General features: G+C 69.9%; 21 protein-coding genes and 1 riboswitch. Of the genes, 15 read left to right on the forward strand and 6 right to left on the reverse strand.

Annotated elements, in window-relative coordinates; all coding sequences use genetic code 11:
- Positions 1-7: 7 nt before the first annotated feature.
- Genes BUA54_RS05925 through BUA54_RS05940 form a run of 4 tightly spaced genes read left to right on the forward strand, consistent with a single transcriptional unit; the run spans position 8 to position 2740 of the window.
- On the forward strand, positions 8-862 hold the full coding sequence (locus BUA54_RS05925; RefSeq protein ID WP_072856657.1) for an ABC transporter permease: 855 nt from the start codon (positions 8-10) through the stop codon (positions 860-862).
- On the forward strand, positions 862-1701 hold the full coding sequence (locus BUA54_RS05930; protein ID WP_072856317.1) for an ABC transporter permease: 840 nt from the start codon (positions 862-864) through the stop codon (positions 1699-1701). Before BUA54_RS05925 ends, BUA54_RS05930 begins: the two co-directional genes overlap by 1 nt.
- Positions 1698-2327 (forward strand): aspartate/glutamate racemase family protein, encoded by a 630-nt coding sequence (locus BUA54_RS05935; protein ID WP_072856318.1) that lies wholly within the window; start codon positions 1698-1700, stop codon positions 2325-2327. Before BUA54_RS05930 ends, BUA54_RS05935 begins: the two co-directional genes overlap by 4 nt.
- The gene (locus tag BUA54_RS05940) at positions 2324-2740 is read left to right on the forward strand and encodes a nuclear transport factor 2 family protein (RefSeq protein WP_072856319.1); all 417 of its coding nucleotides are present in this window, start codon (positions 2324-2326) and stop codon (positions 2738-2740) included. The genes BUA54_RS05935 and BUA54_RS05940 overlap by 4 nt, the downstream gene beginning before the upstream one ends.
- A 302-nt stretch (positions 2741-3042) precedes the next feature.
- On the opposite strand, the gene smc is transcribed toward BUA54_RS05940, so the two are convergent.
- Positions 3043-6498, reverse strand: a complete 3456-nt coding sequence (smc, locus tag BUA54_RS05945; protein WP_072856320.1) for a chromosome segregation protein SMC — start codon at positions 6496-6498, stop codon at positions 3043-3045.
- Positions 6499-6682: 184 nt separating this feature from the next.
- A riboswitch (cobalamin riboswitch) is annotated at positions 6683-6917 on the forward strand.
- Positions 6918-6950: 33 nt separating this feature from the next.
- Between smc and BUA54_RS05950 the strand changes: the two genes are divergently transcribed.
- From BUA54_RS05950 to BUA54_RS05960, 3 genes are all read left to right on the forward strand, one after another.
- Positions 6951-7619, forward strand: a complete 669-nt coding sequence (locus BUA54_RS05950) for an energy-coupling factor ABC transporter permease (RefSeq protein ID WP_072856321.1) — start codon at positions 6951-6953, stop codon at positions 7617-7619.
- A 78-nt stretch (positions 7620-7697) separates the two neighbouring features.
- Complete coding sequence (cobW, locus tag BUA54_RS05955) at positions 7698-8762, forward strand: cobalamin biosynthesis protein CobW (protein WP_072856322.1); 1065 nt, start codon at positions 7698-7700, stop codon at positions 8760-8762.
- Complete coding sequence (locus tag BUA54_RS05960; protein WP_072856323.1) at positions 8759-9211, forward strand: GNAT family N-acetyltransferase; 453 nt, start codon at positions 8759-8761, stop codon at positions 9209-9211. The genes cobW and BUA54_RS05960 overlap by 4 nt, the downstream gene beginning before the upstream one ends.
- A gap of 71 nt (positions 9212-9282) precedes the next feature.
- On the opposite strand, the gene BUA54_RS05965 is transcribed toward BUA54_RS05960, so the two are convergent.
- On the reverse strand, positions 9283-9528 hold the full coding sequence (locus tag BUA54_RS05965) for a hypothetical protein (RefSeq protein WP_072856324.1): 246 nt from the start codon (positions 9526-9528) through the stop codon (positions 9283-9285).
- A gap of 65 nt (positions 9529-9593) precedes the next feature.
- Between BUA54_RS05965 and cobN the strand changes: the two genes are divergently transcribed.
- From cobN to cobO, 4 genes are all read left to right on the forward strand, one after another.
- A complete protein-coding gene (gene cobN / locus BUA54_RS05970) occupies positions 9594-13337 on the forward strand; it encodes a cobaltochelatase subunit CobN (RefSeq protein WP_072856325.1) in 3744 nt (1247 codons plus the stop codon).
- 219 nt (positions 13338-13556) lie between these two features.
- Positions 13557-14051 (forward strand): GNAT family N-acetyltransferase, encoded by a 495-nt coding sequence (locus BUA54_RS05975; RefSeq protein ID WP_072856326.1) that lies wholly within the window; start codon positions 13557-13559, stop codon positions 14049-14051.
- Positions 14052-14141: 90 nt separating this feature from the next.
- On the forward strand, positions 14142-14543 hold the full coding sequence (locus BUA54_RS05980; protein WP_084114156.1) for a GFA family protein: 402 nt from the start codon (positions 14142-14144) through the stop codon (positions 14541-14543).
- Positions 14540-15148: a cob(I)yrinic acid a,c-diamide adenosyltransferase gene (gene cobO / locus BUA54_RS05985; protein WP_072856327.1), complete on the forward strand. Its 609-nt coding sequence runs from the start codon at positions 14540-14542 to the stop codon at positions 15146-15148. Before BUA54_RS05980 ends, cobO begins: the two co-directional genes overlap by 4 nt.
- A gap of 192 nt (positions 15149-15340) precedes the next feature.
- On the opposite strand, the gene BUA54_RS05990 is transcribed toward cobO, so the two are convergent.
- The gene (locus tag BUA54_RS05990) at positions 15341-16978 is read right to left on the reverse strand and encodes a thiamine pyrophosphate-dependent enzyme (protein WP_072856328.1); all 1638 of its coding nucleotides are present in this window, start codon (positions 16976-16978) and stop codon (positions 15341-15343) included.
- Positions 16979-17118: 140 nt separating this feature from the next.
- Here BUA54_RS05990 and BUA54_RS05995 point away from each other — a divergent pair, with 140 nt between their 5' ends.
- Positions 17119-17649, forward strand: coding sequence for an NADPH-dependent FMN reductase (locus tag BUA54_RS05995; protein WP_072856329.1), 531 nt, complete (start codon positions 17119-17121; stop codon positions 17647-17649).
- Here BUA54_RS05995 and BUA54_RS06000 read toward each other — a convergent pair.
- Positions 17646-18041 (reverse strand): VOC family protein, encoded by a 396-nt coding sequence (locus tag BUA54_RS06000; RefSeq protein WP_072856330.1) that lies wholly within the window; start codon positions 18039-18041, stop codon positions 17646-17648. The genes BUA54_RS05995 and BUA54_RS06000 overlap by 4 nt on opposite strands.
- Before the next feature lie 185 nt (positions 18042-18226).
- The gene (locus tag BUA54_RS06005) at positions 18227-19264 is read right to left on the reverse strand and encodes an NAD(P)/FAD-dependent oxidoreductase (RefSeq protein WP_072856331.1); all 1038 of its coding nucleotides are present in this window, start codon (positions 19262-19264) and stop codon (positions 18227-18229) included.
- Positions 19265-19312: 48 nt separating this feature from the next.
- Here BUA54_RS06005 and mnmC2 point away from each other — a divergent pair, with 48 nt between their 5' ends.
- The 3 genes from mnmC2 (at position 19313) to BUA54_RS06020 (ending at position 22032) form a co-directional block, all read left to right on the forward strand.
- Positions 19313-19993, forward strand: a complete 681-nt coding sequence (gene mnmC2, locus BUA54_RS06010) for a tRNA (5-methylaminomethyl-2-thiouridine)(34)-methyltransferase MnmC2 (RefSeq protein ID WP_072856332.1) — start codon at positions 19313-19315, stop codon at positions 19991-19993.
- Positions 19993-20871 (forward strand): DMT family transporter, encoded by an 879-nt coding sequence (locus BUA54_RS06015; RefSeq protein WP_072856333.1) that lies wholly within the window; start codon positions 19993-19995, stop codon positions 20869-20871. Before mnmC2 ends, BUA54_RS06015 begins: the two co-directional genes overlap by 1 nt.
- Positions 20872-21024: 153 nt before the next feature.
- On the forward strand, positions 21025-22032 hold the full coding sequence (locus BUA54_RS06020) for a sensor histidine kinase (protein WP_072856334.1): 1008 nt from the start codon (positions 21025-21027) through the stop codon (positions 22030-22032).
- A 53-nt stretch (positions 22033-22085) separates the two neighbouring features.
- Here the strand turns inward: BUA54_RS06020 and BUA54_RS06025 are convergent, their stop codons facing one another.
- Positions 22086-24395 (reverse strand): lytic transglycosylase domain-containing protein, encoded by a 2310-nt coding sequence (locus BUA54_RS06025; protein ID WP_072856335.1) that lies wholly within the window; start codon positions 24393-24395, stop codon positions 22086-22088.
- Positions 24396-24429: the final 34 nt, after the last annotated feature.

Here is a 24429-nt window from a genome sequence, read left to right on the forward strand (position 1 = left end):
CGTCGCAATGCAATCAAGACCCAACCTCGCCGGCTGGCTGATGGTCTCTCCGCTGGCCCTCGTGCTGGCGGTCTTCCTCGTGGCCCCGATCGTCCTGATCGCCGTCGTCAGCTTCTGGACCGCGACGGAGTTCAGCATCGTCCCCGCCTTCTCGTGGGAGAACTACGATTTCCTCTTCGGGTCCTCCGTCACCTACCGGGTCTTTCTGAACACCTTCAAGTACGCGGCGATCGTCTGGGCGCTGACGTTTCTGATCGGCTTCACCGTCGCCTATTACCTCGCCTTCCACATCCGCACCCAGACATGGCAGATCGCGCTGTTCCTGCTCTGCACGATCCCGTTCTGGACCTCCAACATCATCCGCATGATCTCGTGGATTCCGTTCCTCGGGCGCAACGGCATCGCCAATTCCGCGCTGCTGTCATGGGGTGTGATCGACGCACCGCTCGAATGGCTGCTGTTCAGCGATTTCGCGGTGATCCTCGCCTTCGTGCATCTCTACACGCTCTTCATGGTCGTGCCGATCTTCAACACCATGATGCGCATCGACAAACCCCTGATCGAGGCGGCCCGCGACGCCGGCGCCTCGGGTCCCCAAATCCTCTGGAACGTGATCCTGCCCCTGACGAAGCCCGGCATCATGATCGGCACGATCTTCGTTGTGACGCTGGTCATGGGCGATTTCATCACCGTGCGATTCATGAGCGGCAGCCAGTCCGCCAACGTCGGCCGCCTGATCTCCAACGACATCGCCCTGCTGCAGTACCCTAGCGCCTCCGCCACGGCGATCGTGCTGCTGGCGACGGTCCTGCTCACCATCGGCATCCTGCTGCGCTTCGTCGACATCCGGAAGGAGCTGTGATGGAACCCCGCCCCCGCTCCTTCTACGTCCTGAGCGCGGTCTTCGCGCTGTTCCTGCTGTTCCTCTACGGCCCGACGCTGACCATCGCGATCCTGTCCTTTCAGGGGCCGGGCGGTGGCCTGACCTTCCCGATGCGCGGCGTCTCAACCTACTGGTTCCACGACCTCTTCGCGCAGCAAGCGGTCGGCGACATCTGGGGCAGTTTCGGCCGCAGCATCGTGCTGGGGCTGATGGTCATGGTCACGACCGTCGTCGTCTCGGTTATGGGCGGCCTCGCCTTCCGCAAGCGGTTCACCGGCTCCGGCGTGCTTTTCTACCTCATCATCACGGCGCTGGTAATCCCCTCGATCCTGATCTCGCTCGGCGTCGGGCTGATGTTCAGTCAGGCCGACATGACCGTCCACTGGGCGACCTCCGGCTTCGGCGCACAGCTGACATGGACCCTGCCCTTCGGCCTGTTGATCATGTTCGCCGTCTTCAACCGCTTCGACAAAAGCTACGAGGAAGCGGCCCGCGACCTCGGCGCGACCCCGTGGCAGACCCTGCGCCACGTCGTGCTGCCGATCATCGCCCCCAGCCTGATCGGCGTGGCGCTCTTCGGTTTCACCTTGTCCTACGACGAATTCGCGCGCACCCTGCTGACGGCGGGCAGCTACAACACCCTGCCGCTGGAAATCTACGGCATGACGACGAACGTGACCTCGCCGGTGCTCTACGCCCTCGGCACGCTGACGACCCTCTTTTCGCTGGCGATCATCGGCATCTTCCTCGCCCTCGCGCTGCTGGGCAGCCGCCGCCGGGCACGCGCCGCATCCGACGCCGGCAAGGGGCTGCTGTGATCGTCATCATCAACCCCAACAGCACCGTCGCGATGACAGAGACCCTGCTCGCCACCGCCCGCCGGATGATGCCGGAGGCGCATATCGAAGGCTGGACCTCTCACGATGGCCCCCCCGCGATTCAGGGGGCCGAGGACGGCGCCGCCTGCATCCCGCCCCTGCTGGATCTGGTGACCGAGGCCGAGGCGGCCGGCGCCCGCATCATCATCATCGGCTGCTTCGACGACACCGGGCTGGCACAGGCGCGGGCGATCACCGACTGCGTCGTCCTCGGGATCGGAGAGGCGGCCTACGCCCGCGCCGCGCGGCTGGGGCGGTTCAGCGTGGTGACGACCCTGCCCGTCTCCGTGCCGGTGCTCGAAGGCAACATCGCGGCGCTGGGCCTGACCCCGCGCTGCGCCCGCGTCCGCGCCAGCGGCGTGGCGGTGCTGGCGCTGGAAACCGACCCCGCCACCGCGATCCCGCAGGTGCTGGCAGAGGCACGCACGGCGCTGGCCGAGGATGACATCCGGTCCGTCGTGCTGGGCTGCGCCGGCATGGTCGACGTCGCGGCCCACGCCCCCGACTTCCCCGTGCCCCTCATCGACGGCCTGCGGGCCGCGCTCGAAAGGACAAAAACCCTGTGACCGATCCCGTCGCGCAGGCCCGGCAGGTGGTCGAGGCCTACCTCGAACGCTCCATGATCCCCGACCCCGCGGGGGCCGCCGCCCATGTGGCGCCGGGGCTGACCATCACCTTCACCGGCGGCCGCGCCTTCACCGCCCCGGCAGAGGCGACGGCCTTCAATGCAAGGCGCTACGCATGGGTGAAGAAGCGGTTCCTGCGCACCGACGCAGCGCTGGACCCGGACACCGGCGATGTCCATGTCTACAACACCGGACACCTTTACGGCGCCTGGCCCGACGGCACGCCCTTCGACGGCAACCGCTACATCGACATCTTCACGGTGCGCGACGGGCTGATCGTCGCCACGCAGGTCTGGAACGACAGCGCAGAGATCCTGCTGCACCGCGCCGGCCTGTCAGAGTCGCCGCTCTGACACCGCACGCGCCGGACGGTCGCAAGGATGCAAATGACCGGTGCGAATGACCCCCGCCCACCGCACGGTCCGGTTAAGACATAATTTATCCAACCAATTGATTTTACATAATATGTATCGCATGCGAAAAATTTGGATTTTGCAATGTAATGGGACGGCGGGCGGGGCGCCTTGGCCGCATCCGCGGCCAACAGCGCCGCACGGCGTCACCGCACCGCCCCTGCGAACGGCCTCAAAGGCCAACGCGGGCACGCCCCGGCCGGCATTGTCCTAGCAGCCGATCCAGCGCCCGCACCGGTCCGTCACGCGACCATCGCCTCTGCCTTCTTAAGATCGACGGACACCAGCTGGCTGACCCCCTGTTCGCCCATCGTGACGCCGAACAGCCGATCCATCCGGCTCATCGTCACGGCGTGGTGGGTGATGATCAGGAACCGCGTATCGGTGCGACGGGTCATCTCGTCCAGCAGGTCGCAGAAGCGGGTCACGTTGGCGTCGTCCAGCGGCGCGTCGACCTCGTCCAGCACGCAGATCGGCGCCGGATTCGCGAGGAACACCGCAAAGATCAGCGCCATCGCCGTCAGCGTCTGCTCGCCGCCCGACAGCAGGCTCAGCGTGCTCAGCTTCTTGCCCGGCGGCTGGCACATGATCTCCAGCCCCGCCTCCAGCGGGTCGTCGCTCTCGACCAGTTCCAGCCGCGCATCGCCGCCGCCGAACAGGCTGCGGAACAGGGTTGCGAACGACGCATTCACCTGTTCGAACGCGGTCAGCAACCGCTCCCGCCCTTCCTTGTTCAGCCCCGCGATCCCCGACCGCAAGGCGGCGATCGCGGCTTCAAGGTCGGCCTTCTCGCCCACAAGTTCGTCGTGCTCGGTCTGCACCTCCCGCGCGTCTTCCTCGGCCCGCAGGTTCACGGCTCCCAGCGCGTCGCGCTGGCGCCGGTGCCCGGCGATGTCGACCTCGATCCGTTCGACGGCAGGAAGCGCCTCCGGCGTGATCCCCAGGTCGGCCAGAAGCGCCTGCGGCGTCGTATCGCGGTCCTCTGCAATGCGGTCGGAGGCGGTGGCGGCGGTCTCGCGCGCGGCGTCGCCGCGGGCGTCGGACCGCGCCCGCGCCTCGCGCGCGTCGGATGCGGCACGTTCCGCGTCCCGCTCCGCCAGCGTCGCGTCGCGCAGCGCGGTTTCGGCGACCGCCAGCGCATCGGCGGCGGCGGCGCGGCGGTCCGCCGCGGTGGCGATGCTCTCGGCAAGGGCCTCGCGCACGGCCGCCAGTTCGTCAGGCACCGCGGCGGCGGCGGCGAGGTCATCCTCGGACGCGGCCTTGCGGGCCAGCAGTTCGGTGCTGCGCTGGGTCGCCGTGTCGAGCCGGTTGCGCCAGCCGTTCAGGTCCTTCGCGATCTCCTGACCGCGCTTTTGGCGGGCCTCTCCGGTGCGGCGCAGGTCGTCGGCGGTGGCGCGGCGGGTCAGCATGGTCATCCGCGCCGCCTCGACCGTCATGCGGATGTCGCCGGCGCTGGCGCGGGCCGCGTCGAGGTCCGGCAGCTCCGCCTGTGCCGCCTCTGCCTGTTGCAGCTGCGCACGGGCGCTTGACGCTTCGTCAGCGTGTCGCGCGACGGCCAGTTCCAGTGATTCGAGGCGCCCATCCGCCAGATTGCGCTCTGCCTCGGCGCGGCTGGCGGCGCGGTGCGCCTCGGCCACGCGGGCGTCGGCGTCGCGGCGGGCGTGGCGGGCGGTCCGGTCCGCCTCTGTCAGGGCCGCAAGGCGGGCGGTCAGCGTCTCGTGCGTGGCGGTGGCGTCCTGCGCCGCCGCTTCGGCCCGGTCCAGATCGGCCTGCAGGTCGGCCAGCCGGTTCAGCTGCTGCAACCGCAGCGCGGCGGCGGAGGGCGCATCGGCGGCGGCCGTCCGGAACCCGTCCCAGCGCCAGAGGTCCCCCGCCTGAGAAACCAGTCGCTGGCCGGGCCGCAGGTCGCCCTGCAGACGCGCCCCGTCGGCGGCTTCGACCAGCCCCACCTGCGCGATGCGCCGGGCCAGCACGTCGGGGGCATCGACCACGTCCGACAGGGGCCTGACGCCCGCGGGCAGCGGTTGCGTGGCGTCGTAGGCCGCCAGCGTCACCCAGCCGGAGACGTCGTCCGCCGTCACCGCCGGCGCCTTCAGGTCGTCGGAGAGGGCCGCCCCCAAGGCCGCCTCATACCCCCGATCGACGCGCAGCAGGTCCAGCACCTGACTGCCCTCGCCCGCGTCGCGGTCCACCAGACGCGACAGGCCCGCGACCTCGGCACGCAGGGCATTCGCCTCGCCCTCGGCGGCAGAGCGCAGGGCGCGGGCGTCGCTTTCCTGACCCTGCGTCGCGGCGCGGGCGGCCTCGGTGTCCAGCAGGGTTTCCTCGGCGTTCTGCGCCGTGGCGGTGGCGATCTCTTCCGCCGCGGTCGCCGCGGCGAAGGCCGCGTCGGCGGCATCGCGGGCGGCCCCGGCGGTGGCCATGGCGCTGCGCGCGCGGTCGGCCTCGGCCTCTGCACGGGTCACGGTCTTGCGGCTGTCGTCCAGCAGACGCTGGGCCGACTGGTGGCGGGCGGACAGGCGGGCCACGTCCTCTGTCAGCTGATCGAGGTCCTGTTCGCGCTGCGCCAGCACCTCTGCCGCGGCGGTGCTGGCGTCTTGCGCGGCGGCCAGCGCGTCGTCGTGGCCGTCACCGGCGCGGGCGATCTCCTCTGCCTCGGCGGTCAGGCGGGCGATGGTGTCGGCGGCGTCGGCGTTCAGGCTGGATTCCCGCGCAATGTCGCGGGTGAGCTGGTCGATCCGCCGGGTCAGCGTGGCGATGGCGGCGGCGGCCTGCGCCTCTCGCTCGTCGAGCTGGTCGCGCTGCACGGTCAGCCGCTGCACGACGGCGGCGGCGATCGCGTCCTCTTCGCGCAGGGGCGGCAGGGCGTCGTCGGCGGCGGCCCGGCGGGCGGCGGCCTGCTCTGCCGCACGTTCCGCCTGCACGGCGGCCAGCGTGCGACTGCGCACCTCGGCCTCGGCCTCTGCCAGCGCAGCGGCGGCATCGTGCCAGCGGCGATACAGCAGCAGCCCTTCGGCGTGGCGCAGGGCGGTCCCGATCTCTCTGTAGCGGGCGGCCTGGCGGGCCTGACGCGCCAGCGTGCCAAGCTGCGCCGCCAGTTGTCCCACCACGTCGTCGACCCGGGCGAGGTTCTGTTCCGCGCCCTTCAGCTTCAGCTCCGCCTCGTGCCGGCGCTGATAGAGGCCGCTGATCCCGGCGGCCTCTTCCAGAATGCGGCGGCGGTTCGTCGGCTTGGCGTTGATCAGCTCGCTGATCTGGCCCTGCCGCACCAGCGCCGGCGAATGGGCCCCGGTCGAGGCATCGGCGAAGAGCATCTGCACGTCGCGCGCGCGCACGTCCCTGGTGCCGACCTTGTAGGCGGACCCTGCATCGCGGGTGATGCGGCGCGTGATGTCGAGATGATCGCTGTCGTTAAAGGCGGCGGGGGCCAGCCGTTCGCCGTTGTCGATCACCAGCGCGACCTCGGCGAAGTTGCGGGCGGGCCGGGTGGCGGTGCCGGCGAAGATCACGTCTTCCATCCCGCCGCCGCGCATGGCGGTGGGGCGGTTTTCGCCCATGACCCAGCGCAGGGCTTCCAGCAGGTTGGACTTGCCGCAGCCGTTTGGCCCCACGACGCCGGTCAGCCCTTCGGCGATCACGAGGTCCGTGGGATCGACGAAGCTTTTGAAACCGTTGAGGCGCAGCTTGGTGAAACGCATGGGGCTTGGTCGGTCCGCTGATTCCCTGAAGGAAGAGGATGCGGCAGGCGGCAGGACCAAGTCAACGGGACCCTACCCTATCTGCGATGGCATGGGCGGTTATCCACAAGATGTTGGATCGCCGCCCCAGTGGTTGCGGCCTGCCTGTCCGATCAAGCGGTCTTGACGCCGGACCGGTCGCAGGCGCAGAAAGGTGACGCAAGGTTCCCCACGCAAGGCGCAAAGCGCCGGGGATGAAACTGGGAATGTGGAACGGGCCGATTCAATCCGGAAGGCCCCGGGCCACAGCCGCCCCCGCGACTGTAAGCGGTGAGCGGGACGTCACTTGGCCACTGGGCCCCGACGCGTCGGGATCTGGGAAGGCGACGTTCCGTGCACGAGCCGCAAGCCAGGAGACCGGCCCTGCATGATGAAACCAACCCCGTCGGGTGTGACGGGAACAGGAGAGAGACATGCATATCGAACCCGGCGTCGTGACTGGCGCAAAACTGGCCCTTGGCAGCGTGACCGCCGCCGGTGCCGCCACCGTATCCGCAAAGATGGTCTGGGAAAATCTGGTGCAGCGCGGCGCGGCCTCGCTGATCGCGCGCAGCGCCATGGCGACCGCGGCGACGGTCGTCTTCTTCGAACTGCTGCCGCATCTGGCGGTCGGCCCGTCGGAGGTTCATCTGATCCTCGGGTCCACCCTGCTGCTGATGCTGGGCACCGCCCCCGCCGCCGTGGGCCTGGCGCTGGGGCTGCTGCTGCAGGGACTGCTGATGTCGCCCACGGATCTGCCGCAATTCGGCATGAACGTCACCACGCTGCTGGTGCCGCTGCTGGCGCTGCACATGGTCACGAAGGCCGTGGTCGCGAAGGGGACGCCTTACGTCGACCTGACCTATGCGCAGGCGCTGAAGCTGTCGGTGACCTATCAGGCCGGCGTCGTCGCCTGGGTCGCCTTCTGGGTGATGTGGGGTCAGGGCGCCAGTGTCGCCACACTTGCGTCCCTCGGCACCTTCGGCGCGGCCTACATGACCGTCGTCCTGCTGGAGCCGCTGGTCGACCTTGCCGTCCTCGCCGTGGCCAAGCGCCTGTCGGCCAAGGGGTCGCCCCTGCTGGACGCCCGCGTCCACGGCTGATCGCCTGAACGCCAACTGAAAGACGGGCCGAAGCCGCAGGGTTTCGGCCCGCATCCCTTTGACAGATCGAGAATTCCCATGGCCGCCAAGATTCCCGCCACCGTCATCACCGGTTTCCTCGGGGCCGGCAAGACCACCCTGATCCGCCACATGCTGCAGAATGCCAAGGGCAAACGGATCGCCCTGATCATCAACGAATTCGGCGACCTCGGCGTCGACGGCGACATCCTGAAGGGCTGCGACAGCGACGTCTGCGCCAGCGACGATATCGTGGAACTGTCGAACGGCTGCATCTGCTGCACCGTGGCCGACGATTTCATCCCGACGATGGAGGCGCTGCTGGCCCGCTCGCCCGCCCCCGACCACATCGTGATCGAGACCTCCGGCCTTGCCCTTCCGCAGCCGCTGGTGCGCGCCTTCAACTGGCCGGGACTGTCCACCCGCGTGACCGTGGACAGCGTCGTGACGGTCGTCGATGGCCTTGCCGTGACCGAGGGCCGGTTCGCCCATGACGTCGCCGCCGTGGACGCCCAGCGCGCCGCCGACGATGGCCTCGACCACGAGACGCCGCTGTCGGAGCTTTTCGAGGACCAGATCGCCTGCGCCGACATGATCGTCATCAACAAGACCGATCTGATGGCGCCGCAGGCGGCCTCCGACCTTGCCGACCGGCTGAAGGGCGAGGCGCGTGCCGGGGTGCAGGTCGTGCGGACCAGCATGGGAGAGCTGCCCGTCGACGTGCTGCTGGGTCAGGGGATCGGGGCGGAAGACGATCTGGAGGCGCGCCACGAGGTCCACCATCACCATCATCACGATGACGACGGGGACGACCACCACGACGATCACCACGACCACGGCCACGACGAATTCGAAAGCTTCGTGGTGGAGCGTGACGAGATCGCAGACCCCGCCGCCTTTGCCGCGCAACTGGCGCAGGTCATCCGCAGCCACGACATCCTGCGGCTGAAGGGCTTCACCTCGGTCGCCGGCAAGCCGATGCGCTTGACGGTGCAGGCCGTGGGGCCGCGGGTCGATCACTACTTCGACCAGCCGCTGGGCCAGACCCCGCGCGGCGCGCGGCTTGTCGTGATCGGAGAAGCGGGCCTCGATCAGGCCGCCATCGCGGCCGCCCTGCAGGCATGACCATCACCGTCGCACGGGCCGATCCCCGCGGGCCGGAGGGGCTGGCCCTGCTGCAGGCCAGCCACGCCTACCTGCTGTCGCTCTACCCGCCGGAGTTCAGTTTCGCCCTGAACCCGGATCAGCTGGCGGAACCGCACGTCAGCTTCTTCACCGCCCATTGCGACGGCATGGCCACCGGCTGCGCCGCCCTGTCCGACAAGGGCGACTACGGCGAGGTGAAATCGATGTTCGTCCACCCGGACGCCCGCGGCTCCGGCACCGGCGCCGCCCTGATGGACCGGCTGGAGGCGGAGGCCCGCGCGCGGGGCCTGCCCCTGATGCGGCTGGAAACCGGCGACGACCTCTACCCGGCGCACCGGCTTTACCGGCGGCACGGCTTCACGGACTGCGGCCCCTTCGGCGACTACGTCGAGGGGCCGCATTCGGTCTTCATGGAAAAGCGGCTGTGACGGTGCAGACGGCGACCCCGCCCAGGACAGCCGGTGGAGCCGTCGACGGGTGCCGCGCCGCCGGGCAGCGCTCAGTCGGGCAGGTCTTCGGCGCCGCGGATGTCCTTGCCCTTCGCCTCGTCCGTGGCGAAGTCGTCGGCCGGATCGCTGGGCTTGTCCAGATCGGTCTTGCCCTGACCCTTCTTCATGCGCGCCAGCAGCTCTTCCTTGGACGGACGCGACCCGAAGGGCGTCTTCTCGCTGCCGTACTGGTTGTGCTCGTTGTGCTTCGGGCCTTTTTTCGCCACCTTCGCCGCTCCCTGCTTGCCGTAGTCCATCTGTGCGATCCCCTCGCGTGGTGTGACACCCCCATGTGGACCAATCGCGGGAAAGGTCAAGCCTGATGCACCTGCTCGCCGCCAGCGCCAGCGCGATCCCCGACGGAACCGAACCGGTGGATCCGGGACAGACCCCCGCCGATGTCGTCGTCATCAGTGCCGCCGACACCGAACTCGCGGCCCTGTCAGAGGCGCGGGCGGCGATGGACGATGCCCCGACCCTGCGCCTGCTGAACCTGATGCATCTGCAGCACCCGGTCTCGGTCGACATGCACCTCGACGCCTGCGCGACCCGGTCGCGGCTGGTCATCGCACGGGTGCTGGGCGGCATGGGCTACTGGACCTACGGCGTCACCCAATACGCCGCCCGCCTGCGAGAGGCCGGGGTCAAGGTGGCCTTCCTGCCCGGCGACGACAAGGAGGACCCGGACCTGCGCGGGCTGTCCACGGTGACGGACGCGGACTACGACGCGCTCTGGTCCTATCTGGTGGAGGGCGGGCCGCAGAACACCGTCCGCTTCCTCGCCTGCGCCGCTGCGATCGTGAACGACACCGACCGCCCCGCCGGCCCCGCCCCCCTGCTGCGCGCGGGCGTCTACTGGCCCGGCGCGGGGCTGTCGGACCTCGCCACCGCGCAGGCGGCGTGGACCGCGGGGGCGCCCGTCGTGCCGATCGTCTTCTACCGCGCGCTGGTGCAGGGCGGCGGCCTTGCCCCCATCAACCGCCTCGTGCGGGCGCTGGCCCGCAACGGCCTGAACGCGCTGCCGGTCTTCGTGGCCTCGCTGAAGGACCCCCTGTCGGCGGCGACGCTTGCCGAACTCTTCCGCGCCGCGCCCCCCGACGCGATCCTGAACGCCACCGCCTTCGCCGTGGGCAGCCCCCACGACGGCGACGACAGCCCGGACAACCCCCTGCACGCCAACGACGCGCCGGTGTTCCAGGTCATCCTCTCCGGCGGGTCAGAGGAGGCCTGGGCCGCGTCCCCGCAGGGCCTCTCGGCCCGCGACATCGCGATGAACGTGGCCCTGCCAGAGGTCGACGGTCGCATCCTGACCCGCGCCGTCAGCTTCAAGGGGGCCGCCTTCTTCGACGACGCGACCGAGTGCCCGATCACGACCTACCAGGCGATGGGCGATCGCATCGACTGGACCGTGCAGCTGGTGGCCAACTGGTGCCGCCTGCGCCGCACCCCCGCACCCGAACGCCGCGTCGCGCTGATCCTCGCCAACTACCCCAACAAGGACGGGCGGCTCGCCAACGGCGTCGGCCTCGACACCCCTGCCGCCACCGTCCACGTGCTGAACCTGATGCGGCAGGCGGGCTACGCTACGACCCCCCCCGCCAGCGCGCAGACCCTCATGGACGCGATGATGGCCGGACCGACCAACTGGCTGACCGACCGCGCGGACTCGGCGGGCGGCGAACACCTCCCCCTCGCCGTCTACAAACGGCATTTCGAGGCCCTGCCCTGGGATGTGAAGACCGCGATCACCACCCGGTGGGGCGCGCCGGAAGACGACCCCTTCCTCACCGCCCTCGCCCCGCCCGCCCCGGACGTGCCGCCGCCGCCCCTCTCTGTCTTGGAAATATCCCCGCCGGAGGCACCGGACGCCGTGGCGTCCGGTTTCAAGCTCTCCATCCATCGCTTCGGCAACACGATCGTCGCCCTGCAACCCGCGCGTGGCTACAACATCGACCCGACCGAGACCTACCATTCCCCCGACCTCGTCCCGCCGCACAACTACCTCGCCTTCTACATCTGGATCAGGCACCACTGGGGGGCCCATGCGATCGTCCACATGGGCAAGCACGGCAACCTCGAATGGCTGCCCGGCAAGGCGCTGGCCCTGTCGGAAACCTGCTGGCCGGAGGTCGCCCTCGGCCCGCTGCCCCACGTCTATCCCTTCATCGTCAACGATCCGGGCGAAGGCACGCAGGCCAAGCGCCGTGCGAGCGCCGTCATCGTCGACCACCTGACTCCGCCCCTCACCCGTGCCGAAAGCTACGGTCCGATGCGCGACCTCGAGGCGCTGGTCGACGAATATTACGAGGCTGCGGGCGTCGATCCCCGCCGCCTGACGCTGCTGCGCGATCAGATCCTGTCGCTCTCCGACACCACCGGCCTCGCGCAGGACGCCGGCCTTTCGGGTGACGACACAGACCTCGCGAAACTCGACGCCTACCTCTGCGAGCTGAAGGAGGCGCAGATCCGCGACGGCCTGCACATCTTCGGCCAAAGCCCTGCGGGCCAGCAGGAGGTCGACCTCTCCATCGCCCTCGCCCGCGTACCGCGCGGCGACGGCACCGGTGCCAATGCCTCGCTGCTGCGCGCGCTGGCGCAGGACCTCGGCCTCACCCTCGACCCGCTCGATTGCGACATGGCCGCCCCCGCCGCCGAAACACCCGCTCTTCTGGGCCCCCCCGCCGGCTGGCGCAGCAACGGCGATACCGTCGAACGGCTCGAAGGCCTGTCGCAGCGCCTGCTGCGGGGCGATGAGGGACCGCCGGGACCGAAGAGCCGCGCCGTGCTGGACCAGATCGAAACGACCATCCGCCCCGCCGTCGCCGCCTGCGGCCCGGACGAAGGCCGCTTCCTGCTGCAGGCCCTCGACGGGCGCGCGATCCCGCCCGGCCCCTCCGGCGCGCCGACGCGCGGCCGGCTCGACACGCTGCCCACCGGGCGCAACTTCTACTCCGTCGACAGCCGTGCCGTGCCGACGCCCACCGCTTGGACGCTGGGCTGGAAATCGGCGAACCTGCTGATCGACACCCACTTGCAGACCCACGGGGACTGGCCGCGCACGCTGCTGATCACCGCCTGGGGCACCGCCAACATGCGCACCGGCGGTGACGACATCTCGCAGGCGCTGGCCCTGATGGGCGTGAAGCCCACCTGGGACAGCGCCAACCGCCGTGTCACCGGTTTCACCGTGATCCCGGCCACGACGCTGGGCCGCCCCCGCGTCGACGTCACCCTGCGGATCTCGGGCTTCTTCCGCGACGCCTTCCCGCAGCTCATCGCCCTCGTCGATGGCGCCGCCCGCGCCGTGCAGGCGCTGGACGAACCCGCCGACATCAATCCCGCCGCCGCCCGCGCGCGGGCCGGAGAAGCGGCGTCGCGGGTGTTCGGCAGCAAGCCCGGGGCCTACGGCGCGGGCCTGCAGGCGATGATCGACGAACGGCTCTGGTCCGACCGCGCCGATCTGGCCGAAGCCTACCTGACATGGGGCAGCTACGCCTACGGCGCTGGCGCGGAGGGACGGGAGGACCGACAAGCCTTCACCCAGCGCTTGTCCCAGACCGAGGCCATTGTCCAGAACCAGGACAACCGCGAACACGACATCCTCGATTCGGACGACTACTACCAGTTCGAAGGCGGCGCCGCCGCCGCCGTCGCGACCCTGCAGGGGCAGGACCGGCCGATCTATCACAATGACCATTCGCGCCCCGAACGCCCGGTGATCCGCACGCTGGAGGACGAGATCGGCCGCGTCGTGCGGTCGCGCGTCGTCAATCCGAAGTGGATCGCCGGGGTGAAGCGCCATGGCTACAAGGGCGCCTTCGAGATCGCGGCCACCGTCGACTACCTCTTCGCCTTCGCGGCCACCACCGGCGCCGTGCGCAACCACCATTTCGATCTGGTGGAGGAGGCGGTGCTGGGCGACGAGACGACCCGCGACTTCATCGCCGAGGTGAACGCCCCCGCCCTGCGCGAGATCGCCGCCCGCCTGCAGGAGGCGATCGACCGCAACCTGTGGCACCCGCGGTCAAACGCCGCGCGGGCGCGGATCGACGCGCTGCTGGGATAGGCAATGTTTCAGCGGGAAACCGGATTGGGGGCGCCCAAAAACGGGCCCCGGCGGTCAAAGACCGGTGGCGAGGGCGGCGGTGCCGATGTAGCAGGCAAACAGGCAAAGCACGAAGATACGCATGGGGATGACTTTCGAAACTGACGCGGTTGTGATCTAATGCGATACCGCGTGAGTTGTTCCCGTAATCCTGCCGGGAACCGTCGAAAAGAGCCGTCGATGACTGAAATCGTGCAAGCCGGTCCGCCCGCGACAATTCCGCAACGGCTGTCCCCCGACGATCCGCGGATGCCCGCTGTGCTGGACCTGATCCGCACCGCCTTTGCCGGCATGGCCGGGCGGATCGATCCGCCGTCGTCGATGCTGCAACTGACCCTTTCGGACCTGCGCAAGCCGGGTCGCGAGGTCTGGGCCATGGGCACGCCGCCCGACGCCTGCATGGTCCTGACGCCGCAGGAGGGCGCACTCTACCTCGGCAAGCTCGCGGTGGCTGCGGCCGCGCGCGGACGCGGGGTCTCGCGGATCATGGTGGCTGCCGCCGCCGATCGCGCACGCGCGCTGGGACTGCCGCGGCTGACGTTGCAGACCCGCATAGAGTTGACCGAGAACCAGACGACCTTCCTGCATCTCGGCTTCCGAGAGGCGGGCCGCACCGCCCACCCCGGCTATGATCGCCCCACGTCGATCACCTATGTCCTGGACGTGACGCCCTGAACGCCTGCGCCATCAGGCCGGGCTTTCGCCGGATCACCGCACCACGTCCCGTCGCTTGCGCCATGACCGGCCGGCGGCTATCAAGACCGCATGGACCCCGACGCCGCCACCGCCGCGCTGACCGGACACTGCCTGTGCGGTGCGATCCGCTTTGCCGCGCGGCGGCCGTTCAATTGGGTCCTGCACTGCCATTGCGAAAGCTGCCGGCGGGCCACGGCCTCGCCGATGACCACCTTCGTCAGCGTTCCGAACGCGCAGCTTGACTGGATCGGGACGCCGGCGACCTATGCCTCGTCCCCCGGTGTCACCCGCCAGTTCTGCCCGACCTGCGGCAGCCCGCTGTCCTACGCCGGGGCCGACAAGCCCGACGAGACCCACATCTACGCCGCCCTCCTCGACGATCCGGAGGCCGTGACGCCACAGGGCCAGGACTTCGTGGAAGAGGCGATCGGCTGGATGCACCCCCTCCCCGCCACGAAGGACGCCCCGTGACAGACGATCCCGACCGCCACGCCATGAAGATGGCCAAGAAGAAGGCCGCCCGCGACAAGATCATGGCGACCAAGACCGATGCCAAGGGTCTGGTGATCGTCCATACCGGCAAGGGCAAGGGCAAGTCGTCGGCCGCCTTCGGGATGATCTTCCGCTGCATCGCCCACGACATGAAGTGCGCCGTGGTGCAGTTCATCAAGGGCGGCATGAGCACCGGCGAACGCGACCTGATCCTCGCCAAATTCTCCGACACCTGCGCCTTCCACACGATGGGCGAGGGCTTCACCTGGGAAACGCAGGACAAGTCCCGCGACACCGAGATGGCGCAGGCCGCCTGGGCCAAGGCGAAGGAACTGATCCGCGACGAGACCAACACGATGGTCCTGCTGGACGAGATCAACATCGCGATCCGCTACGACTATGTCGCGATCGACGAAGTCGTGGCCTTCCTGCGCGACGAGAAGCCGCCGATGACCCATGTCGTGCTGACGGGCCGCAACGCCCACGACGACCTGATCGAGATTGCCGATCTGGTGACGGAGATGGAACTGGTCAAGCACCCCTTCCGGTCCGGCATCAAGGCCCAGATCGGGGTGGAATACTGAGCATCGCAACAGGGGCCCCACCGCGGCGGCCGGTCCGCGGCGGCACCCCTGTCCGACCTTTGGCCGGCCGCTGCACCGCGCCGACCGGCAGGCTTTCATCCGGTGACGTCGCGGCAGGTCCATCCTTCTTCTCGTCAAAAATACCTCGGGGTGTGGGGCAGCGCCCCACTCCGATTTTTCTCGAAAAATCGGCTACCCCGCCAGCGACGCGCCCGGCGACAGCACACGCGGGTCCAGCCGCACCTCGATGACCGCCACGGTGCCGGCCGCCCGTGCCTGCGCGAAGGCCTGCGCGAACTGCGCCTGTTCCGTCACGACGGCGCCGAACCCGCCATAGGCGCGGGCCAGCGCGGCGAAGTCGGGATTGGCCAGCACGGTGCCGGATACGCGGCCCGGATAGGCGCGTTCCTGATGCATGCGGATCGTGCCGTAACGGCCGTTGTTCATCACGACGACGATGGGCGCGGCACCGTGCTGCACGGCCGTCGACATCTCGTTGCAGGTCATCTGGAAGCAGCCGTCGCCCGCAAGGCAGATCACCGTGCGGTCAGGGTGTTCCAGCGCGGCGGCGATCGCTGCCGGAAAGCCGTAGCCCATCGACCCCGAGGTCGGTGCAAGCTGCGTGCCGTAGCGCTTCCACGCAAAGTAGCGGTGCAGCCAGGCGGCGTAGTTGCCGGCCCCGTTGGTCACGATCGCATCCTCGGGCAGGTTGTCCGACAGCCAGCGGATCACCTGTTCCTGCTTCACGGCGCCGGGGCTTTCGACCGGGGTCTGCCAGTGATCGTAGTCGGCGCGGGCGGCGGTCACGGCTTCGGGCCAGCCCTGCCAGCCGTCCCGCCGGGCCAGGGCGTCCCGCAGCGCCGGCATCGCCAGATCGCCGGGGCAGGCGACGCCGAGCGCGGCGCCGTAGACGCGGCCGATCTCGTCCGCGTCGGCATGGACGTGCAGGATCGTCTTTCGCGGGTCGGCGGGATCGACGAGGGTGTAGCCCTGCGTCTCGATATCGCCGAAGCGGGTCCCGACCAGCAGCAGGCAATCCGCATCGCGCACCCGCTGCGCAAGCCGGGGATTGACGCCGACGTTCAGGTCGCCGGCGAAGGCCGCGTGCCGGTTGTCGATGTAGTCCTGCCGGCGGAAGGCCGTCGCGACGGGGATCCGCGCCGCGGCGGCGAAATCCGCCAGCGCCTGCGCGGCCGCGTCCGACCAGTGCGGTCCGCCCACCACCAGCAGCGGTCGCGCGGCGGTGGACAGGCGGTCCAGCAGGTCGTCCCAGACGGCGGGCGCCGGCGGGGTGGGTGTCGGCAGGGCGCCGGTGAAGTCGGGCACGTCGGCGCGCGCGCTCAGCATGTTCTCCGGCAGGGCCAGCACCACCGGGCCGGGACGGCCCGACTGCGCCAGACGGAAGGCGCGGGCGATGTATTCGGGCAGGCGCGCCGTGTCGTTGCACTGGAACACGCCCTTGGCGAGGGCGCCGAACATCGCCTTGTAGTCGACCTCCTGAAAGGTCTCCCGGTCGACGTGGCCGCTGTCGATCTGGCCCACGAAGACCACGAGCGGCGTGCTGTCCTGCCGCGCCACGTGCACGCCGGCGCTGGCGTTGGTGGCCCCGGGTCCCCGGGTGACGAAGCAGACGCCGGGCGTGCGGGTCAGCTTGGCATGCGCCTCTGCCATCATGGCGGCGCCGCCTTCCTGCCGGCAGACGACGTTCCGGATGCCGCTGTCGTAAAGCCCGTCGAGGGCCGCGAGGAAGCTTTCGCCCGGGACGGAAAACACCCGCCGCACCCCGAGTTTCACCAGTTGATCGCTGAGGATCCGTCCGCCGTGTCGCATCTGTCCGTCCTTCGTCCGCTGTTGCGGCACCATGATGCCGCAGGCCGCGAACGGCAAGACGGGTTGGCAAGCGCCCGCGCCGGGTTACATGGCGGGGCTGACCCTAGACCCCTGCCCCTGACCCAAGGACCACCATACGCATGACCCGCCTTCTCGGTATCTCGGGCTCGCTCCGCCGCGCCTCGAACAACACCCATCTGCTGCGGAACGCGGCAGAGCTGTTCGGGGCCGCAACCTTCACCCTCGGCCGCATCGATCTGCCGCTCTACAACGGCGATCTGGAGGCCGAGAGTGGCGTGCCGGAGGCGGTGCAGGACCTGTGCCGCGACATCGCCGCCGCGGATGCGGTCATCATCGCGACGCCGGAATACAACAAGGGCGTGTCTGGGGCGTTGAAGAACGCCTTCGACTGGATCAGCCGGATCAAGGGCAACCCGCTGGCGGGCAAGCCCGTGGCGATCATGTCCGCCAGCGCCGGACGTTCCGGCGGGGAACGGGCGCAGTACGCCCTGCGCCACTGCCTCGTGCCCTTCGATGCGCGCGTGCTGAACGGGCCCGAGGTGCTGGTCGCGCGCAGCCACGAGGCCTTCGACGCCGAAGGCCGTCTGATCGCCGAGGATTACCGCGATTTCCTCGGCCGGCAGATGGAGGCGCTGCGCGCGCTGATCTAGGCGGGAATCGCGATCTCGATCAGGTTGCCGTCCGGATCGCGGATGTAGAGCGACAAAAGCGGCCCCGTCGCGCCGGTGCGCGCGACCGGGCCCTCGATGACGGGGACGCCCTGCGTCATCAGGTGGTCCTGCCAGTCGTCCAGCGGTGTTTCGGTCAGAAAGCACAGGTCGGCGCTGCCCGGTTGCGGGCGCTGCGCCTTGGGGTCGAAGGGGCGGTCGGCCGGGTGCAGGTTGATCTTCTGCACGCCGAAGGACAGGGCCGTGCGCGTGCTGCCGTCGGCAGGGGTGAAGGTCTGCACCTGCATCCCCAGCACGTCGCGGTAGAAGGCGGCGGTCAAGGCGATGTCGGAGACGGTCAGCACGAGGTGATCGAGGGCTGCGAGCTGCGGCATGCGGGTGTCCTTGCGGCGGGTCCTGTCCGCGGGCATCCGATCACGGGCGGGCACCGCGTGCAATATGGCGCGTGGCTGGGGTCCTGGGTGCTGACTCTCCGATTTTTCGGAGAAAAATCGGCGGGGGGCCAGCCCCCCGTCCGCCCAAGGGCGGACTCCCCCGAGGTATTTATGACGAGAAGAAGCTAGAGGGACGCCTGTGGGTGAAAATCCTCGGGGATCGCGTCGCGGTCGTCGAGAATCAGGTCGGCCATGACGGAGGCGACCTTGGGCGCCATGCCGAAGCCGATCTTGAAGCCGCCGTTGGCGACGAAGGCACCGCGTCGGAAGGGGTGCGGGCCCAGCATCGGGGCGCGGCTGCGGCTGCGCGGACGGATGCCGGCCCAGCGGGCGACGACCGGGGCGTCGGCGAGTGCCGGACAGGCGGCGCGCGCGCGGGCGATCAGGGCGTCGAGTTGCGCGTCGGTCGTCGTGCCGTCCGCGAAGTCACGCTCCGTCGTCGATCCGATCGCCACGGTGCCGTCATCGTGCGGGACGATGTGCAGGCCGCCCGCGAAGAGCTGCGGCGCCCCCGCCGCGTCATGGCGCAGCAGCGCCGCCTGCCCCTTGACGCCGGCACCGACCATGCGGGTGTGCCGCGCCGTCATCTTTGCCAGACCGGCGGCGCCGGTGGCCCAGACGACGGCGCCTTCGGCCGGCGCGTCCGGCACGATGCGCCCGCCGCGCGCGCGGATCGCCGCGGCGAGGGCATGGGTCGCCTGCCGGGGATGGATCAGGGCCGAGAGCGTGTCATGGATCACCAGACCCGTGGGACTGGGCGGTGCCCATGGGACGGTCGGCGCAGGGCCGACCGTCCAGCTGGCCTGCCCCTGCCAGAGATCCGCGGCACCCGCCGCCCGCCCCTGCGCCAGCGCGACCGCGGCAGCGTCCGCCAGGGGTTGCAGCCGCCCGCTGCGGCGGTAGCCGGTGGGCTGGCCTGCCGCCGCCGCGACCGCGTCCCAGAACGCCTGCGCCATCAGCAGGCTGTCCAGCTGGAACGCCTTCTTGGCGTTCCACTGTTCCGGCACGTGGGGGGCGAGCGCGCCGACGATGCCGCCGGAAGCCCCCGCCGCCACACCGGCGGGATCGATGACCTGCACCCGCGCCCCGCGCTGCAGGCAGGCCCATGCGATCGCAAGGCCGAAGACCCCGGCCCCCATGACCGTCACATCTGCCGTTGCCATTGCGCACCCCGCGTTCCACAAGTTGGCCATTCCTTAGGGCAAACCGACATGACCGGCCAGACCACAGACCCCGCGGGGCACCCCCTCGACTGGCGCGAGACGCCGCACGGCGCCGTGCCGGTGTCGCTGCAGTTCGACGATCCGTTCTATTCCCTGCAGGGCGGGGCGGCCGAGACGCGACACGTCTTCCTTGCCGGCAACGGCCTGCCGGGGCGGTTCCGCGACGGGTTCCACGTGGCGGAACTGGGGTTCGGGACCGGGCTGAACTTCCTCGTGACGCTGCAGGCGTTCCGCGAGGCGGGCGCGGCCGGTCGGCTGCACTTCACCAGTTTCGAGGCCTATCCACTGGACCCTGCGGCCCTGGCGCGGGCGCTGGCCCCCTTTGCCGCCGATCTGCCGGTGCACCTGCTGCCCCGGGTCGCGGATGCGGAGGGGCCGGATTTCACCCTGCGCATCGTGGCGGGCGACGCGGGCGCGACGCTGCCCCTGTGGGACGGTTGCGCCGACGCGTGGTTTCTCGACGGCTTCTCTCCGGCGCGGAACCCGGGGCTGTGGACGCCGCAGATCCTGTCGCAGGTGGCGGCGCATACGGCGCCCGGCGGAACTGCCGCGACCTATTCCGCCGCGGGGCACGTCCGTGCCGGACTGGCGGCAGCCGGCTTTACCGTGGCCCGCGTGCCCGGATTCGCCCGAAAGCGGCACATGACCGTCGCCGCGAAGGACAGCTGATGCAGACCGCGAACACGCGTCTGGGCATCGGCCTGATGATCGCCACCACCTTCGTCTTTGCCGTGCAGGACGGGCTGTCGCGGCATCTGGCGGGGAACTACAACGTCTGGATGATCGTGATGATCCGCTACTGGTTCTTCGCGGCCTTCGTCATCGCCGTCGCGCGTGGCCGCACCGGGTCGATCCGCCGCGCCGCCGCCACGGTGCAACCGATCCTGCAGGCGTTCCGCGGCCTGCTGCTGGCGGGCGAGATCTGCATCATGGTTCTGGGCTTCGTGGCACTGGGGCTGGTGGAAAGCCATGCGATCTTTGCCTGCTACCCGCTGCTGGTCGCCGCCCTGTCCGGCCCGGTGCTGGGCGAGGGCGTGGGCTGGCGGCGTTGGGTCGCGATCGGTGTGGGCTTCGTCGGCGTGCTGGTGATCCTGCAGCCCGGGATCACCGTCTTTGCCCCCGCCGCCGTGCTGCCGCTGGCGGCGGCCTGCATGTTCGCGCTTTACGGCCTGCTGACCCGCTACGTGGCGCGGGCGGACACCACGGCGACCAGCTTCTTCTGGACCGGCGTCAGCGGGGCGGTGGCGATGACATTGGTCGGCGTCTGGTTCTGGGAACCGATGACCGCGCCCGACTGGGGCTGGATGGCGGCGCTTTGCGTCACCGGCGTCACCGGTCACTGGCTGCTGATCCGCTGCTACGAGGTGGCGGAGGCCAGTGCCGTGCAGCCCTTTGCCTATCTGCAGCTGGTCTTTGCCAGCGTGATCGGTCTGACCGTGTTCGGCGAGGCGCTGCAGACCCATGTGGCCATCGGCGCGGCGATCGTCGTGGCGGCCGGCGTCTTCACGTTGATCCGGGCGCGGCGGTCCCAACCTGTTGTCGGATGACAAGATGCCATGCGACCGACTTGTTGGCGGATGTCGGCGATTATAGAAACAGATCAAGGCACTGGCGTTGCGTCAGCCGCTGCGGCGGGCCTAAACTCAATTAGATTTCGTCATATTGATCAGAGCACGATGCCCAAGTCGCCAGAGACCCCATTGACCACGTTCGTTGCCGACCCGGATGCGCTGCTGCCCCTTGGCGTGCGCGTTGCCGGGCTGGGTCTGGGCAGCGTCGATTACATCAACGACACGATCGTTCTGGATGACCGCGCCGGCGCGCTGTTCGACCTGCCGGCACATCAGCCGATCTTCAGACGTGAACTGCATGACCGCATTCATCCCGACGAACGCCCGGCCGTCGAGGCGCGGGTCGCGGCCATGCTGTCCCCCGGACAGCCGGATTTCATCGACGTCGTCCACCGGGTCGTGACCCGCGATGGCAGTGAACGCTGGCTGAGCGCGCGCAAGCAGGTCAGTTTTGACGGCGGCAGCAACGGCATGCCGCGCCGGCCGGTCAAGGGGCTGGTCGCGATCATGGACATGACCGCCCACAAGACGACCGAACGTCAGGTCAACGACCTGATGCAGGAAATGAACCACCGGCTGAAGAACCTGCTGACCGTGGTGCAGAGCATCGCCCGCATGACCGCGCGCAGCGGCCCGATCGAGGAGTTCCTGCCCCGCTTCAACGCGCGGATGGCGGCGCTGTCGCACAATCAGGATCTGCTGGTATCGCGCGGGGCCGGCGGCGTGGCACTGGATGCGCTGGTGAAAGAGCAATTGGAGCCCTTCACCGGCGGGACCGATTGCCGCGTCACGATCGAGGGGCCGGCGCTGCCGCTGAAATTCGAGGCGATCCAGCCGATCGGGCTTGCGCTGCACGAACTGGCCACCAATGCGACCAAACACGGGGCGCTGTCCACGCAGGGCGGTTGTCTGGAGGTGGCGTGGCGGGTGACGGACGGACGCTTGGCGCTGTCGTGGACCGAAACCGGCGGTCCGCCGGTCACGGCGCCGGCGCGCAAGGGCTTTGGCAGTACGGTGCTGCAGGGCATGATCGGCGGCGCGCTCGAGGCGGAGGTCGACCTCGACTACCGGCCGGAGGGGCTGCACTGGTCCGTGACCTGCGATATCTGTCGGGTCTGCGAAGCCGCGGCGACCTGACCGGCCACGGGCGCGGGTCCACGCACGCTGCGTTGACGATCTAAAGCAAACCCTCAGCCTTCCGGCCGCGCGACCGGGCGCAGCGTTCTGCGCGGCCCGTCGTCGGTCGCGGGGACGGAAGCCGGGGCCGCCGGCACGACTGCCATCGTTTCCGGATCGTCGGACAGGGGTGCCGGACCCGCCTCCGCCATCAGGCCAAGGCGGGGGGCCGGTCGGGCCGTGGGGCGCATCGGCGGCACCCCGGCGGTGGTCAGGGCGGCCTGTCGCAGCGCCCCGTCGGCCAGACCGTCCGGACGCAGCACCGGGCGCGGCAACGCGCTGGCGGTCGGGTCCAGCGACGCGGCGGGTCCGGTCACCGGGGCCGGCACCTCCAGCGTGCCATCGGCGCGCGCCACCGGGCGGACGACCTGTTCCGCGCCGCGCAGCAGGTCGGTAAAGCGGATCGGCCCGGTCTCTCCCGTCAGGCGGGCCCGGTAGATCGGGATCGATTCCGTGACCCGCTGGACGTAGTTCCGGGTCTCGCGGAAGGGGATCAGTTCGATCCAGTCGATCACGTCGACCTCTTCCGTGCGGGGGTCGCCCCGTTCCGCCATCCAGTCGCGCGGCCGCCCCGGCCCCGCGTTGTACCCCGCCGCGATCTGCACCGGGCTGTCGCCGAAGCGTTCGGTGAGGTCCGCCAGATAGCGGCTGCCCAGCGTCGCGTTGTAGCGCCAGTCGGCGGTCAGCCGCGCCTTGTCGTAGGGCATATCGAGGCTGCGGGCCACGTCCCGGGCGGTGCCCGGCATCAGCTGCATCAGCCCCAGCGCCCCCACCGGACTGCCGACGGTGGCATTGAACTCCGACTCGCGCCGGGCGATGGACAGGGCCAGCGCCGAGGCCACCGGCAGGTCCATGTCGGCGACGCCGTGAATGGGGAAATAGACCGACGGCACGATCAGGCCCCGTGCCGCGGCCGCCTTGCCCAGCAGAACCTCGAAATAGGTCTCGTCCCGCGCCTCCAGCGCGGCCCCCAGACGCGAAAGATCCTCCGCCCCGAGGCGCTTGCCGAGGGCTGCGAAGAACAGCACCGCCTTGCCCCGCTCGCCTGCCTGCAGCAGCGCCATGCCGGCGCGCACCATGTCGTCGCGCATCACGGGCGCGTCCTGCCAGTCGCGCTTGTCCCCCGCCCCGGTCAGGAACGGATCGAGCGGCACGCCCAGCTTCTCTGCCGCCAGCAACCCGTAGAAGCTGGTCTGGTGCTGCGCGCCGCGGGCATAGGCCGCGCGGGCGTCATCGGCACGGCCCAGCGCCTCCAGCGCGCGGCCTTGCCAGTAACCGGCGCGCCCCAGAGAGATCGGGCTGTCGACCTCGGCCGCGGTCCGGTCGAAATGCACCAGCGCCTGCGCGGGGTCGTTCAGGTAGCGCAGCTGCAGGTAGCCGGACAGCCATTCGAGGTCGGCGTAGCTCTCTGCACTGTCCGCGGGGTCCACGAAATGCCGCGAGGCCAGCGCGTAGGCCGCCCGGTAATTGCCTTCGCGCATCTGCCAGCGCGCCAGCATCCGCCGCCAGCTGGCCCAGCGCCACGGCTGGCCCAGCGCCTCCACGCTCGTCGAACGGGCCGACAGGATCGCCATGGCGTCGGACTGCCGTCCTTTCGACGCCTGCCAGTTGAACCGGTCGTAAAGCAGCCCCGGCGTGTCGCGCAGGCTGGCCGGCACGGCGGCCAGCGCCGCGTCGGGATTGCCGGCCTTGCGGATCAGCGCGATCCGGGCGCGCACCAGCGCGCTGTCGCCGGCGCCCAGAAGCGGCAGCATCCGCTCCGCCTCTGCCGTCTGCCAGCGCCAGAGCAGCGCATCGGCGCGGGCCATGTGCAGATCCTTCAAATCCGGGCCATAGGCCGCCAGAAGTGCCGCCTGTCCGTCCCCGCTCAGGGACAGCCCGGTCCAGGCCGCGCGCACGGTCCGGCGGGCCGCCGCCGCATCGCCCAGCGCCGCCTGCGCCTGTGCCAGACGCACCGCCCCCTGCCCGGTCAGGGGCCCGGTCCGCGCGAACCAGTCCACCACGGCCTGCGGATCGTAGCCCGCGGGGATCACCCCCTCGCCCGCCTCGCGCAGGGTGTCCTGTCCGGGCCAGTCGGGGTGCGCCGCCTCGAACGCGATGTAGTCGGCAAAGGCCGCATCGCCGAACCGCAGCCGCTGCCATGTCACCAGATCGCGGATCGCCGGATCGTCCGTGCCGGCCTTCGTGTAGGCGTTCAGGAAATCGCGCTTCATGGCGAAGGTCACGGCGGCCACGTCGTCGCCGCTGACCTGTGCGGTGCCGGGCAGCGGTGCGACAAGAAGACTGGCTGCGACAGCAAGGCGGCGCAAGGCGGGGAACGACATCACGGGGTCCCGGGTCTGGGGAAAAGGTGGAGGC

This window comes from Loktanella atrilutea, assembly GCF_900128995.1.
Taxonomy (GTDB): Bacteria; Pseudomonadota; Alphaproteobacteria; order Rhodobacterales; family Rhodobacteraceae; genus Loktanella; species Loktanella atrilutea.